The sequence below is a fragment of the Dendrosporobacter quercicolus genome, assembly GCF_900104455.1.
In the GTDB taxonomy this organism is placed as follows: Bacteria; Bacillota; Negativicutes; order DSM-1736; family Dendrosporobacteraceae; genus Dendrosporobacter; species Dendrosporobacter quercicolus.
Genome location: NZ_FNHB01000012.1, coordinates 1 through 14,620 on the forward strand (window position 1 = coordinate 1; position 14,620 = coordinate 14,620).

A 14,620-nucleotide genomic window follows, 5' to 3' on the forward strand; every position below is an offset into this window, starting at 1 on the left:
CCCCGGTCTCTCCGATGGCTCCCGTCGCTCCAGTCTCCCCGGTAGCTCCTGTTTCCCCTGTTGCTCCAGTTTCTCCGGTTACCCCGGTCTCTCCGGTTGCCCCGGTTGCGCCAGCATCGCCTGTATCAGTTTCTCCAATAACCGCCAAAACTGCTTTGACAGGAACAATGGTGGAATAAAAAACGCTCGCTGTGCTGTTATTTCTCAGTTCAACAGTTACAGGAGCTACAGTAACCTGAATAATGCCAATCCCGACAACCTCTCCAGTTCTTATTGGAGAATTTCCTATCAAAAAATCGCCTTGGGATGAAACCAGGACAAAACCTAACCCATTAATAGAAAAGGAGGATTGCGTTGCCACCCACCAGTCAAATTCATAGCTTCCCGCTTCAAGCAAAGTAACTACGCCGGTCGCGCCGTCATAGCTGATATTGCCGCTCAGCACTGTTATTGCATCAAAAACAACATTTTCATTTACTGCCACAGACTCTGCGACTAAACGTTCTATTTGTAAGACTGTATTACTCATAAACATACCTCTCCATAAATGAAGTACTGCATAGTAACTTAAATTTATTTAAATTCCTAATGCACCAGTTTAAGACCGGCTAATCTATTATATGTGATGCGCTTGAGTCCTGTGCAGATTCCCCGGCAATCCCGAAGCTGAACGGATACCCGATGACCATGACCCACCGAAAACGAACGCCAAAAGAACAATACTTAAGACATAAGAAACCTCCAACTACCCGGCCTGATTCATCGATCGGAGTAATTGGAGGTATTGGTTTACAGCTTAAACTTGCTAATAATTAAATTCAGTTCTTCCGCCATCTTGGCCAGGGATTCCGCATTATGATTAATCTCATGCATGCTGGCGCTTTGTTCTTGTGAGGCGGCGGCTACCGTTTGAACGCTGGCTGTCGTCTGCTCGGCAACCGCGCTGATATTCTGAACATTTCCTACAATCGCCTGGGTTCCTTTCGCCGATTCTTCAATCGTGGAAGTGATTTGGCTGACAACAGTTCTGACTGTGTTGAGTTTTTCGATGATCACCTCGAAGCCCCGCTGCGTGTTTAAAGTTACCTGCTGCCCTGCGGCTACCTCCTCATTCCCTTTACTCACATGATGAACTGCGATATCAATGTCCTCAGTCATTTTTTTAATGATTTCCCCGATATGCTGCGTTGATGCGGCGCTTTGTTCCGCCAGCTTCCGGACTTCCTCAGCTACTACGGCAAAGCCTCTGCCGGCTTCACCCGCGCGAGCAGCTTCAATGGCGGCATTTAACGCTAACAGGTTGGTTTGCCCCGCCAGATTCTGGATTACAGTCACAATCTCGCGGATATCTTCCGAACCTTTGGCCAACGAATTGGCAACTTCCGTAATACTGTTCATTGAAACGGAAACAGTTTCATTTTGCGTAACAATCCGGGTCAGCAAATCCATCCCCTGGGCGGCCTCTTCCACCGCGTTTTGCGTATTGGCATTTACCTCTGCGGCATTGGCGTTCATTTCCTCCGTACTTGCCGAAAGCTGCTGGATGGTTGCCGACATCTCAGTAATATTATTGGTATTTTGCGCTGAACCGCTCGAAACCTCGGCCACCGTATTGGATACAACTTCCGCTGCCCTTAGCTGTTCTTCCACTGTTGCGCTCAACTCCTGGCTGGCTGCAGCCAGCGACTCGGAGTTTTGCCGGATATGACCTACCAGTGCGCGCAGGGCATTCTTCATTCCATCCATTGAAGCAGCCATATCGCTAATCTCATCATTCATTTTCACCTGATAGGAAGTTGCTGTCAAATCGAATTTACTGATTGCGTCCAGTTCATTTCCGACATGGTTTAAGCGTTTTGCCATCCACTTGCTATACCAAAAAGCTAAACCGCAAACAAATAAAATAATTACCGCGCTTAAAATTCCCACAAGACTTTGGGTTGCTTTCTGCTTTGCCAGCAGCTCGTCTGTAGATTGTTTTAAATAATCCTCCTCCAAAGCGAGAGTCTTATCAAACTGCCCGTCAAGCTGCTGCGATAGGCCTCTTCCCGTCTCAAGCAGTGCGTCAAAAGAAGGATCGTTTGCTTTTTTGGCATCCATAAGCTGACCCATTTTCAGACTATAATCCTCCAGCATTTGCTCTAACTTAACAGCTTCAGCTTTTACCGCGGGGTTTTCCACCCCGGCGACAAATATCTTTAACTGCTCAACGCTTTCTGCAAAACTCTTCCTGGACTCTTGTTCATAACTGGCAATTCCGTAGCCAAGAAAACCACGCAAATCGGCAATTCCGTTATTCATACCACCCTGAGCTTTGGTAATCAACAGCATGTTGGCTGATGTATGGGTGATTAAAGATTCATATGTATCACCGGCAGTTGTGTATTGATACGCTGTGTATCCCACTAAAATCAGCATAAAAGAAATTGAAACCAAAAACATTCCGCCCAATTGGGCAATAATAGGAAATCTCCGCATAAAATAAACCCCTTCCTTTGTTACAGATAGAAAAATATCAGCTCAAATTGTTGCATTATCTCCTCCCTTGAAAGAAACAGTTTTATACGTTTTTCCCCATATAGCAGCCTGGCAGGCATAGAATACATCCTTAGCCCCATAGCTTTGCGTCCTTAATTTTCATTAAGTTTGCCAATATTATCCAGAGAATATCCAGTTTAATCGTAATAATTCTCTATTACATATAGAAATCCTTTAATATGCATAAATGAATAATCAGCGCTTTGTTCAATAGCCACGGCAAACCAAGAGCTGATTATCGCAAAATTAAAATCCGGCGGGTCAGCCGCCAGCCGGTCGCAAATAAAAAAGCCACCCATTTTTCCAGAAAAATGAGTGGCGAAACTGAACATCAGGTCCAGAAAAATCCACCTGCCGCCTGCTTGTGCTGCAGCTTTTAGCAACGATTTTCCATTGAACCCATTATAGCCGAAACTGCGGGAACTGTAAAGCATTGCGGGGTACCCCACTGCCGACCCGCCTGCTGCTAAAGGCGGATCCGGTTAAAAATAAGCGCAGCCGTCGCCCTTGGTATAATTGTTGATCAAATCCAGAATTTCCTCGCGAAGTTTTAAAAATTCCGGTGTGTACCGGGAACGATTTGATTTTTCGCCAATCATGCTATGGGTAAAATCCGGCCGGAATTCCTTGATGATCCGCCCCGGCCGCTTTGACATGACCAGTACTCTGGTCCCTAATGACAGCGCCTCATCGACATCATGGGTGATAAATAAAATTGTGCATTGTGATTCTCGCCAGATGTTGCGCAGCAAGCTTTGCATTTGCTCGCGGGTGAGTGCATCTAATGCGCCAAATGGTTCATCCATCAACAAAACCCTTGGCTGATTGACCAGGGCTCTGGCAATCGCAACCCGCTGCTTCATTCCTCCTGATAATTGGTACACCTTGCTGGTGCGAAATTCCAGCAAGCCGACTTTTTTCAGATATTCCTCCGTCAGCTTTTGACTTTCCAGTTCAGGTAGCTTGCGCATTTTCAAGCCAAACTTTACGTTGGCTGCTACGTCCAGCCACGGGTATAAAGGAGGGTGCTGAAAAACAACGCCGCGCTGCCAGTCAGCCCCAGTGATGGCCTCCCCATCCATAACGGCAGCGCCATCTGTCGGCGCTATAAAGCCGGCGATAATTTTTAACAGGGTGCTTTTACCACAGCCGGAAGGCCCCAGCAGGCAGACAAATTCGCCTGCATCCAACGTTAAAGTAATGTTTTCCAATGCATCTACATCCTGATCCGAACGGTAAGTAAGTGAAACACCGGCTAAAGCTACGACTGCAGCAGCCGCTTCAGCCGAGCGTCGATATTCAGTTCTTCCCATACTTGGCGCCCCCCAGTCCGCCACTATTATTTCAGGGCGTCTTCAATATATTTAGCATTAACCGCTTCGTCAAATGCGCTTTGCTCCGGAACCTGATCAATTGCCTTTTGCTCAGCCAGAAAATCCGCAGTGGCTTTTAACACTTTTGCCAGCTCACCCTTACCTGGACTTGCGCCAAAATATTTGTCTGCAAGCTGGTCTTGCGCCGACACCCAGATCAATTCCCGGGTTTGTTTTAATGCTTCGCTGGTTTCAATTCCCAACCCCCTAGCGATGGCCCCGGCGGCTTCCTCCGGAGTACTTTTGTAAAGTTCATGCGCCTTTTGCTGTACCTTAATATATTTTATAACAATATCCGGATATTTTTGCGCAAATTCTTTGCTGACAACACCGACATCGGCCGTAACGATCCCTTGATCTGCAAGCTTTCCGCTGTCGGTAATGGCTTTTCCATCGGCAAACAGCTTGCCAAGAACGGGATTCCATACGTAAGCGGCGTCAATATCGCCTCTTTGCCAGGCGGCGAATATATCCGGCGGCTGCATGTCAAGAATTTTCACATCAGCAGCATTTATACCCGCTAATTTCAGAGCGCTTAACAGGCTATAATGGGCAGTGGAGCTAAATGGAACGGCCACCGTTTTTCCTTTTAAATCCTTGATGGAGTTGATATTTGCGCTGTTTTTCACCGCCAGGGATTCAGCCGCCCCAATAACGTCGTGAATCCAGAAAACCTCATATCCCAGGCCTTTGGCTATCCCGACAGCGGCAGGTGTACTTCCCATTAAGCCAATATCAATGCTTTTTGCAGCAAAAGCATTATTGATATCCCGGCCTGATTCAAACTTCTTAAAGACGACTTTTACTCCCAGTTCACTTTCATACCAGCCTTTCACTTTAGCCACAACCGCATCATTGGGGATGTCCTGGACAGCAATGGTTACAGCCTCCGGTTTTTGAACGGCAATACTTGCCTGAGGACCCTTGCCGCAGCCGGTCAGCTGCAGAGCCAATAAGGCAACCATCCCTCCGGTCAGGAACAGCTTCTTAAACTTGTTTCTCATCATAGCTCTTTCTCCTTTTCGCGTAAATTTACTCCTGGCCTTTCCAGGGTACAACCTTGCTTTCGATCCTCCGGATTACCTGGTCAAGAAAAACACCGGTAATGCCCATAATAAAAATACCGACAAAAATGACTTCACTTTTAAGGAATTTGCTGGCATCAAGCACCATCCAGCCGATACCGGTGACTGCAGCAACCATTTCCGCTGCGACCAAAGTGGTATAAGCAACCCCGAGGGCCGTCCTTAATCCGACAAAGATATCTGGTAAACAGGCCGGAAAAACAACATGAAAAAATACCTGTCTGCTGCTTGCTCCCAGCGTGTACGCTCCCCGGATGTAATCCGGCCTTATTTTTTTTACGCCGGACATACAGGCAATATAAACCGGGGCAAAGCCCGCTAAATATAGCAGCGCTATTTTGGATGCGTTGTCGATACCCATCCACAGCACCAGCAGGGTATAGTACGCCAACGGCGGCAATGGACGGTAAAACTCAATCAGCGGATCAAAAATGGCGCGTATTTTAGAATTATAACCACTGATTAACCCCAGCGGGATCGCCGTAATGAGGACCAGTAAAAATGAGCCAAGCAAACGGATCATGCTGTCGCCAAGATGTCTAAGCAGACTGTTTTCCTTATAACCGTTGTGGGCAATTTCCCAAAAACTGCGCAGCACTTTCTGCGGTGAAGGCACTACGACATCTGTAAACAGTTTTAGTTCAGTGACAATCAACCACAGCAATAAAAGCGAAATCATCGTGATGCAGGTCAGTAACCGTTCTGCAGTCACCTGCTTGCGAATGACCCGCCCAATCCCGTATTTTGTTTGATTGGCCTTAACGCTTTTGAATCTGGCAAGTTCAGTTTTACTCATGCCATGCCTCCTTCCCGGCTATTGCTCCATTGCCCGGCAGCCGCACTTAAAACTGCAGCTTTTCCAAAGCGCCGCGAAACGCTTTGACAATGCGGTCAATCCCTTCTTTATTGATTATTAACGGCGGCGCAGTATACAGTACATTGTTAAAGCCGGGCACACTGCGTACCATTCTGCCGATAATTACCCCCGCTGTCTTGGCATCGGCGACTACCTGCGCTAAATGGCGTTCAGTCAAAGGCTGCTTAGATTTTTTATCGGTTACCAATTCAATACCGGCCAACAGCCCTGTTCCTCTTACCTCACCCACAACCGGGATTTCAGTTAATTCCCTGAGACCTTCCATTAAATACGCGCCCATTGCCGCGCTGTTTTCCGCCAGTTTTTCCTTCTCAATAATATTGATGTTTTCTACAGCCGCCGCCGAAGCAGCCGCACAGCCGCCAAACGTACTGATGTCCCGGAAATATCCGGTTTTGTCTTCTTCATCCACCAGGAACTGGGCAAAGATTTTATTGCGGGCAACGGTTGCCGCAATAGGCATATAGCCGCTGGCCAGGCCTTTGGCCAGCGTAATCATATCAGGTTCAGCCTGATAATGCTGAAAGCCAAACATCTTGCCTGTTCGGCCGAAGCCGTTTACCACTTCATCCATAATCAGCAATACATCATATTTCCTGCATATATTCTGGAGCACCTGATAGTACTCGGCAACCGGGGGAATAATTCCGCCTCCGGCCGTCACCGGTTCGACAATAACCGCCGCAACACCGTCTTCTCCCCCCTCCTGCAGGATGACTGCTTCCAGGGCCCGGGCGCATTCCAGGTTACAGCCCGGATAGCTCCGGCCAAACTGACAGCGGTAACATAAGGCATGCGGAAATTCAGCAAAGCCTTCGGGCAGCGGACCGAATTTTATCTTTCGCTCCTGTTGCCCGCTGCTGGCCAAAGCGGCTAAAGTGGTCCCATGGTAATCGCGGTTGCGGTAAATGATCTTATACTTATCGCTCCGGTATTTTTCCCGGAAATATTGCCTGGCAATTTTAAATGATTTCTCGTTCGCTTCCGAACCACTGTTCGAAATATATACTTTCGGTAAATCAGGCAGTAAAGAAGCAAGTTTCTGCGCCAGTAAAATGTACGGCGGCGTGGCCGTCGATCCGGCGTAATAAGGAAGCCGCCGTAATTGTTCGCTGATCGCACGAACAATGGATTCCCTGCCATAACCCACATTTACCGCCCAAACCCCGCCGGACAAACCGTCAATATACTCCCTGCCGTCAATGTCCTTAATGATAAACCCGTCTCCTTCAACCATAATCGGCGGTTCCCGGGTTTCAAACAACCGGTGGTTGGTCATGTGAAGCCATAAATGTTTTCGTTGCAGCTCCGCTAGTTTACCGGCATCCAGCCGGCCATTGAAATAATCAGGCATCAAAACCCCTCCTGTCCAAATCGGCAACACTGGCGGTTAATTTTTGCGATTGGTCCAGCATTAAATTGTCTGAAAGCAGGTTGAGCAATCCATTTATTATAACATCATGATGTACGGACAATTAACCTTGAGCATAAAAGAAATAAATGCTGTATTTCCCTCTATGCAAAATAAAAAGACTAAGAATTACATCTGTAAAAAGATGTTAATCTTAGCCTTCAGATTTTCTGATCAGCCTGCCAGTGGATTGACCTTATTTATTTTATACCATACCCAACAGCCTACTGTCAACAGCTGTAAACAATAAAAAGCATTGTCCGGACATTCGCATAAATGATATAATTACATTCTAAAATCAGCATGCTCAGAATCACGATAAGTTTTAGCCAGGAAAGGGGTGCTTTGCGGTGTTAGATAAGAAAAATTCCATTCCCTTGCATTTGCAAGTCCGAAATATTATGCGCAACGAAATATTAAAAGGCACTTATACTGATAAGATCCCGCCGGAATACGAGCTTATGGAAAAATTCACCGTAAGCCGGGCTACCATCCGCCGGGCCATCCGGAGTTTAATTGAAGAAGGCGTCCTTGAGCCGCGGCAGGGACTGGGGACGTTCGTTGCCGTCAGGCCAATAGAAGAGTGGCTCGGAAATTTAAGCACATTCTTTGACATCGTCGGCGAGATGGGAATGAATCCCAATATTCAGGTTCTTAACCAGGGGGTCGTTACCGCCCCGCAAGATGCAGCCAAAATCTTCAAAACAAAAGAAGTATACGAAACAAATAGAATCCGTCTGGCAAACGATATTCCCATAGTATTAGAGAAACAATATTACCCGTTAGAAGTCGGGCGCAAATTAGCCGAGTTTGATTTGAATAATGTTTCAACCTACGACGTATTGGAAGCCAGTCTTGGCGTAAACTTATGGGAAGCAAAGCAATCCATTTCAGCCATTATACCCACCGCAATGGAAAAAAAGCTGTTGGGATTAACTGCCGGGCCCTGTTGCGCCCTGTTGTCCAAGCGCTTGGTTACAGACCCGGCCGGCAACCCATTGGAGTATGAAAAAAGCATTTACCGGGGCGATATGTATGCCTTCCGCATCAATTTAACCCGCCGGCGAAAACTGTAAGTAAGCAGCAAGACAGCAGCAGCCGGTAGCTTTGGGGTCAGCGAACTTCGCTAAGGCCAAAAATCCTCCGCCCCGCAGCTTCAACGCCATGGATATGCCGGCAGCCGGATTTTTAATTCGTTCATAACAATGCCAAAACTTCTGCAGGCCGCCGGACAATTGTCTTAGCGCCATTTTCCAGCAACTCCGCCTCAGTCCGAAAGCCCCAGGCAGCGCCGATTGCATACATACCGGCCGCGGCAGCGGTCTGCATATCAACGCCGGTATCGCCAAGATAGAGATAATCAGCCGGAGCAATACCGGACAGCCTTGCTATTTCCAGCGCCGAAACCGGATCCGGCTTTTTGGGCACTCCCGCTCTTGCGCCGTAAACAAAGCGGAACCGGGCTGCATCAAAATAGTGATCGATGATCAGTTTGGTAAAAGCATCGGCTTTATTCGAAAGAACGGACAGGCTTAAGCCTTTGGCCTCTATTGCCGCCAGCATTTCATTGATGCCGGCGTACGGCTTTGTCGTTTCATTCCACCGGCGGCCGTATTCGGCATGCAGCTCTTTCAGGCAGATTCGGGCCAGCTCGCCCTCGGCGTGCTCAGGCGTAAGCGCTCTTTTGACCAGCATTTCCATGCCATTGCCGACAAAGTACTTGTATTTCCCCGCTTCGTGTTCAGCCAAACCGTGTTTGCTGAGCACAGCGTTCATGCAGTTGGCCAAATCTGCCAGTGTATCTAATAAGGTCCCGTCTAAATCAAAGATAATTCCGCTATATTTCACAACTACCCCTCCCAATATAATCAATATGTACACCCTTTTTCCGGATTGGCCAGGGAATGGCGCTGCTTAGTCAGCCGTAGCAAAACAGGTGTTGACATACCGCTGCAATAAAAGCGTCAGTGTTCCCCGATACAGGACATGGAGGCCGTGCATAGCCCGGGACAGCGCGACATACAACAGCCGCCTGTTAAGTGGATCTGCAGTATATTCCGCGGCATTCCAAAGAATGACACTGTCAAATTCCAATCCCTTGGCCAGTGAAACCGGCAGCACCGATATTCCGCCCCGATAGCTTGCCGCCTGCCCGGACACCAGATGAAACGGCTGAACAATACCAGCCTCCACTGCCGCCGGTAAAAGGCGTTCATGCAAATCAGCCGCAGCTTCTTCATGTTTGACAATAATACCGATTGATTTCGCTCCCTGGGCTAAAAAAACCGCAAGCTTGCTGATCACCCGGCAAATGCCGTCCGCCTGTGACGACATTTTTTCCAGCGTCGGCTTCCGGCCGATTTCATAAACGGGAATGGCCCGGGTGCTGCCTTGCGGCATAACGCAATTAAACACATCAACAATTTCCCTGGCCGAACGATAGCTGTGGAGAATTTCCCGATATACCGTCCGGGCATCGGCGAACACCTCTTTTAAGAGAACATTCCAGCTGCTGATACTGCGGTAGGAATGAATGCCCTGGGACAGATCGCCCATGATGGTAAAGGAACCATTGTCAGATAACTTCTTTAATACCGCAAATTCCAAGGCATTCAGGTCCTGCGCTTCGTCGACAACAATATGCTCATATCTGGGCACATGCGCCCAGCCATCGAGTAAATAAGACAGGTAGGCCAGCGGGGCCAGGTCTTCCCGCTCAACCTGCCGGGCGTCCAAAACAGCCAATGTATGCCGGCGGATAGCGTCTAAATCATAGCGCTTATCGCGAACGCTTTTAAACACAGCCTTAGCGGCAAAAATTTCACGGTAGGCCTCCAGCAAGTCCAGCGCGCCCCATCGCTTAAAGTATTTTTTAAGAAAACCGTCGGCTTCCTGGCGGCAGCGCTTCGCCTGACCGGCGGCGGCCTTGCCCTTGGCCTGAAGCGCTTCCAGCACTTCCACATGGTTTGTTACCCGGAAGGTAATGTACCGGATAAGGGTTCGCAAGCGCTCATTATAGGGCATGTTTCGATCTTCCATAAATTTATCCAGCTGCTCCCTGGCCGTAATGGCAACCTGACCATCAAACAAAGAAATGTCTGACAGCTTAAGACAAAACTTTTGAACTTTCTGTTCCAGATAAGCATAAAGCACCTGCAAAAAATCAAGCGATCCCTTCAATTGGCTAATATCCTCCAGTAAACCAATGCCGGCCTTATCCTTACCCGCCAAAATCAGTTCAAGCTGCTGCGCCTCAGCCAGCTTAAGTTCCCGGCGCGTGATCGCCGCCGCTAAATCATCCCAAACCATTTGACGGATATCGCCGGCATCAATTTCCGGCAGCAACTCTGAAATATAATCCAGAAAAATACGGTTAGGCGCTATGACAATCAGTTTATGCCTGTTGAGCTTTTCATTATACAAGAGGTAAGACAGGCGATGTAGGCCAATGGTGCTTTTTCCGGAACCGGCCACGCCTTGAATGACGGTTACCTGATTGAGCGGTTCGCGAATAATTTTGTTCTGTTCGGCCTGGATTGAGGTTACAATGTCCCGGAGCTTATCCGTCGCTCCCTGCTGCAGCCTGTCGGCAAGCATCGGGTCGCCCAGCAGGGCTTCCTGCCGGCGCGCCAGGATCTGATCCAGAACGAAATTGTCCACAATACTTTTAAGTATGCAGTCTTCAATCTTATACTGACGCTTCATACTTACATCACCACTGTACTGATAGCGTCCAAGCACCTCATAGCTGGCCCGGCCGCCATAACATTCATAAAAAACGGTCGCAACGGGGTCCCGCCAATCAAATACCAGAATATCGCTATCGTTTTGAATTTCCAGGCGGGCAACTTTACAACGTCCGATATAGAAGCTGACAAATTCTTCCGTGCCGTCTTCCCGGAAATCGACCCGGCCAAAATAAGGGCTTGGAATGGCCGCCTCAATTTCATGAATCCGGCTGGAATGGTCGCTGCGCATCATATTATGAACATAGGCGCTGACTTCATCCTTGTGCTGCAGCGACTTATGCAGCCGCTGCCGGCGGACGTCGATATCGGAATGCAGCTCGGCGACAATCTGCTTCATTTCGGCAATGGTGTCCGTCAAATGCTGTTGTTCTGCTGAAAAAACCTGGTGCTGTTCGCTCATAATACCTCCTGCCTGACTGATACAACCCGGCTATGACACTGTACTAAGCTATTAGGGTTAATTTTATTTGCGCTCTTTATTCATGAATGTTTCAAATTAGGCCGGCAGTAAATAAATTCCCTGAATTGCCTGCGCAACCGCGCCGGCCTCAAAGAATGACCTGCTGTATAATAATGTAATATTATAACATGAAACAGATAAAAAAAGCCGTCGGAATTTACCCAACGGCCACTGTTTCATTAACTGCTGCTACTTTGCAATGCATCTTTCTTTCCCAAGCTTTCCCTGAATTCCCGTATCATTTAATCCCAAATATTCATCAACGCTATACCTGCCGGGACCGACAAACAGCGCTGCAAAAAAACCAAGTCCAACCTCCAATGCCTGTGAGGCTCTAAGCAAGCCTTTTCCGCCAAGCATCAGACTGGTAAAGGCAACAGCCAGATTGAACACCAGCAGTAAGCAGGCGACACGGTAAAACAGACCGGCCATAATGAGAAAGCCGCCAAAAAACTCGGCAAAGCCGCTCATAAAGCCCCAGAAAGCCGGCGCGAAATCAATACCAAATGTACTCATCGTTCTTCCTAACTCTGTCCATTTTTCTATTCCGCCGGAAACCTTAGGGAAACCATGCCACATAAACATACCGCCAAGGCCGGCGCGAAAAAGCAATAACCCGGCATCCCGATAGGAGTTCAACACATCATTGACATAAGCAAATATCTTTTTCATTTACTTCAGCCTCCTTTTCAGCACGTAAAACTTATCAATTAGCCTAACCGCCGCGATTGGCTTCTATAATTATATACTACTTCAAAATATAGCGGAGATCAACAATCGTTCTAAAAATCCTGTTTACAGCCCGCTCCTGTTTGCGGTTAATGAAGCGGCTTTACCGGCGGGCAGAGAAAAGAAGTTGCCATTATACAAGGATGAGGATAGCGCCGTCGCCCGGACACTATCCTCATTTGCTCTAAATTTGCTGTGATGCCTGCGGTTCGCCGTCACTCGGTCTTCACCAGGCAGGGGTTGCGCCTCCGGAATTTTTGATGTTAAACGCCTGCTGCGCGGTTCATTGCCTGTGGATGGTCAGCCAGTTTGGCGTAATATTCGATAATCTCTCTGCGGCGTATGATTCCGATAAAGATATCACTGTCATCCAGCACCGGAACGAAATTTTGCAGAACTGCCAGTGAGACCAAATCTTCCATTTCCGAATTAATTCTCACCGGCGTGTTGGTCATCCGCCGCGGAACCTCTTTCAGCATAATCCGTTCCGTACCGGCAAAGGTCAAATCCGGCGTATTCTTTAATTTCCACAGCAAATCTCCCTCGGTAATTGTCCCGGCGTATTTGCCATGCTCGTCAATCAGCGGAATGGCCGTAAAGCGATGATATTCCATTTTTTCCAGCGCCTGGCGCATGGTACTGTTCAGAGGCAAATAAATTACTTCGTTTTTAGGAATCAGAAAAAAAGTAATTTTCATAAAACTGTTCCTCCATAGCTTGCTAATGATATCAGTTGACCAAACAGCGGGACTATTTCAGACGGTTAAAAACCCGGACACCGAAACGCGCCCGCTATTGCCCAACTGTAACCATTATCATCTATATTCAACATTTACGCCAAATTTCCTTTATCAGGAACATCCATAACCCGGACAGAAATTCCCAATAAAGCAAAAGTCAAGGGTGCCTGCCGTTCCCGGGAAAGGCACCTGCAGCTTGTGACCAGCGAAGAATATCACAAATCAGCACATCATAACTCTCTATTGTGACCAGCGGGTTGTCCCAGGGCCGGTAAACCGGCGGCGGTGCGCTTTGGGGCGCGATTAAGTTTTGCATTTTTAAAACTAACGCCTGCTGGCCGGCAAAATATAAGCGATTTTTCATTGCGGTAAACTCACCTGTACAGGGCAGGCAGGTATGCAGGCAGCAGACCAGTGGCCGGGCCTCATAGATCAGACAGCGGCCGGCCGGGGAAAGAAACTTGCAATAACCATCCGGTCCGGGCGGTAAAAACCAGCGCAGCTGGTGGTCCAGCCGCATAGCCCGCAAGGGAAAGTGGGAACTGTCATATTCGTCCATTGTTTTGCGGGCCGTCGCCGTCAGCTTTACTGTAAATACCGGATCCGGATACACAATAAATCCGGCGCAGCAATTATTGGGACAAGCCGCGCAGTCAAGATACGGCCGGCAAAAATCCATAAGAGCTTCAACCAACTGCGCAACGGTGGATTGAGGGCCAGGCGCCGTACAGTTAGCTCACCGGCTGAGGTAAAATATACTCTTAACATTCTCTGCTCACCACCCGAATGATAAACTATATTGCGGCCAGCTTAAAAATATCCATAATAATCGGCAATCATGATTTCTGATCGTTTGTATGGGGTTCCCGCCCTTCGCCTGCTCCGCTATCACCAACGGAGGCTGATTGGGCGGCATTGATTTTTACCCTAAGAAAAGAGTATAATGAGCCGTAGTTACCCTTATCCCGTTGGGAGGAACTGAACTGTGCAGCTGCAAATTGTTTACATGTCCAAAACGGCGGTCTTGGCCAGCGTTGCCATTATCCTGATGTTTATGGATTTTCCGGTCGTTTTTATGCCGGCTTTTTTAAAAATGGATTTAAGTGAAATTCCGGCAATTATTGCTGCCTTTTCGCTGGGACCGCTGGCCGGCTTCTGGGTGATGCTGGTTAAAAACATTCTTCATTTAGCCAATTCACAAACCGCGGGCATTGGTGAACTGGCCAACTTCCTGGTCGGCAGTGCGCTGGTCGTGACAGCGGGCGTAATTTACCGGCGTCATAAAAGCCGGAAAGGCGCCGTCTGCGCCCTTGCTTTCGGGACACTTGCCATGACTCTGGCGGCGGCGGCGCTGAATTATTGGGTTTTAATCCCGCTCTATCAGGCGGTATTAAACTTCCCCGGTGAAGCCGTTGTCCAGATGGGGCACGTGGTCAATCACCGGATTATTGATTTAAAAACCTTTATTCTGTTCGCTATTATACCGTTCAATCTGTTAAAAGGGCTGCTGGTATCGCTCATTACCATGCTGATTTATCAAAAAGTATCCCATTTGCTGCATTAGGACAAGTTCACCGGGCTACTGCCAGGAATTAAAAACAGTTTGCCGCAATCGTGCGGTCAAACTGTTGGGATGATTCTGTAACCAGCCTCATTTA

Annotated in this window: 13 protein-coding genes, 1 pseudogene and 1 riboswitch; of the genes and pseudogenes, 2 read left to right on the forward strand and 12 right to left on the reverse strand. The window is 48.2% G+C overall.

Annotation, left to right across the window (positions count from 1 at the left end; all coding sequences use genetic code 11):
• The 7 genes and pseudogenes from BLR06_RS19320 to BLR06_RS16545 all read right to left on the reverse strand — a co-directional run.
• Positions 1–529: pseudogene (locus BLR06_RS19320) on the reverse strand (collagen-like protein); the annotation flags it as partial.
• 260 nt (positions 530–789) lie between these two features.
• Positions 790–2,478 carry a methyl-accepting chemotaxis protein gene (locus BLR06_RS16520; RefSeq protein ID WP_092074703.1) on the reverse strand — a complete coding sequence of 563 codons (1,689 nt, stop codon included), beginning with the start codon at positions 2,476–2,478 and terminating at the stop codon, positions 790–792.
• Between the two features lie 99 nt (positions 2,479–2,577).
• Positions 2,578–2,661, reverse strand: a riboswitch (cyclic di-GMP riboswitch).
• 14 nt (positions 2,662–2,675) lie between these two features.
• On the reverse strand, positions 2,676–2,972 hold the full coding sequence (locus BLR06_RS16525; RefSeq protein ID WP_092074704.1) for a hypothetical protein: 297 nt from the start codon (positions 2,970–2,972) through the stop codon (positions 2,676–2,678).
• A 48-nt stretch (positions 2,973–3,020) separates the two neighbouring features.
• Positions 3,021–3,851 carry an ABC transporter ATP-binding protein gene (locus tag BLR06_RS16530; RefSeq protein WP_092074705.1) on the reverse strand — a complete coding sequence of 277 codons (831 nt, stop codon included), beginning with the start codon at positions 3,849–3,851 and terminating at the stop codon, positions 3,021–3,023.
• A 26-nt stretch (positions 3,852–3,877) separates the two neighbouring features.
• Entirely contained in the window at positions 3,878–4,918 is a 1,041-nt protein-coding gene (locus tag BLR06_RS16535; protein WP_217636927.1) for a taurine ABC transporter substrate-binding protein, read from the reverse strand.
• 25 nt (positions 4,919–4,943) lie between these two features.
• The gene (locus BLR06_RS16540) at positions 4,944–5,792 is read right to left on the reverse strand and encodes an ABC transporter permease (protein ID WP_173813042.1); all 849 of its coding nucleotides are present in this window, start codon (positions 5,790–5,792) and stop codon (positions 4,944–4,946) included.
• Between the two features lie 46 nt (positions 5,793–5,838).
• Positions 5,839–7,227: an aminotransferase family protein gene (locus BLR06_RS16545; RefSeq protein ID WP_092074706.1), complete on the reverse strand. Its 1,389-nt coding sequence runs from the start codon at positions 7,225–7,227 to the stop codon at positions 5,839–5,841.
• Between the two features lie 407 nt (positions 7,228–7,634).
• Between BLR06_RS16545 and BLR06_RS20290 the strand changes: the two genes are divergently transcribed.
• Positions 7,635–8,360, forward strand: coding sequence for a GntR family transcriptional regulator (locus BLR06_RS20290; RefSeq protein WP_217636928.1), 726 nt, complete (start codon positions 7,635–7,637; stop codon positions 8,358–8,360).
• Between the two features lie 121 nt (positions 8,361–8,481).
• Here the strand turns inward: BLR06_RS20290 and BLR06_RS16555 are convergent, their stop codons facing one another.
• From BLR06_RS16555 to BLR06_RS16575, 5 genes are all read right to left on the reverse strand, one after another.
• On the reverse strand, positions 8,482–9,132 hold the full coding sequence (locus tag BLR06_RS16555) for an HAD family hydrolase (protein ID WP_092074707.1): 651 nt from the start codon (positions 9,130–9,132) through the stop codon (positions 8,482–8,484).
• Between the two features lie 66 nt (positions 9,133–9,198).
• Positions 9,199–11,433, reverse strand: coding sequence for a HelD family protein (locus BLR06_RS16560; RefSeq protein ID WP_092074708.1), 2,235 nt, complete (start codon positions 11,431–11,433; stop codon positions 9,199–9,201).
• Positions 11,434–11,682: 249 nt separating this feature from the next.
• Positions 11,683–12,165 (reverse strand): DoxX family protein, encoded by a 483-nt coding sequence (locus BLR06_RS16565; protein ID WP_092074709.1) that lies wholly within the window; start codon positions 12,163–12,165, stop codon positions 11,683–11,685.
• Positions 12,166–12,485: 320 nt separating this feature from the next.
• On the reverse strand, positions 12,486–12,920 hold the full coding sequence (locus tag BLR06_RS16570; protein ID WP_092074710.1) for a CBS domain-containing protein: 435 nt from the start codon (positions 12,918–12,920) through the stop codon (positions 12,486–12,488).
• A gap of 199 nt (positions 12,921–13,119) precedes the next feature.
• Positions 13,120–13,641: a YkgJ family cysteine cluster protein gene (locus BLR06_RS16575; protein ID WP_092074711.1), complete on the reverse strand. Its 522-nt coding sequence runs from the start codon at positions 13,639–13,641 to the stop codon at positions 13,120–13,122.
• Between the two features lie 306 nt (positions 13,642–13,947).
• Here BLR06_RS16575 and BLR06_RS16580 point away from each other — a divergent pair, with 306 nt between their 5' ends.
• Positions 13,948–14,526 (forward strand): ECF transporter S component, encoded by a 579-nt coding sequence (locus BLR06_RS16580; protein ID WP_245698202.1) that lies wholly within the window; start codon positions 13,948–13,950, stop codon positions 14,524–14,526.
• Positions 14,527–14,620 lie beyond the last annotated feature (94 nt).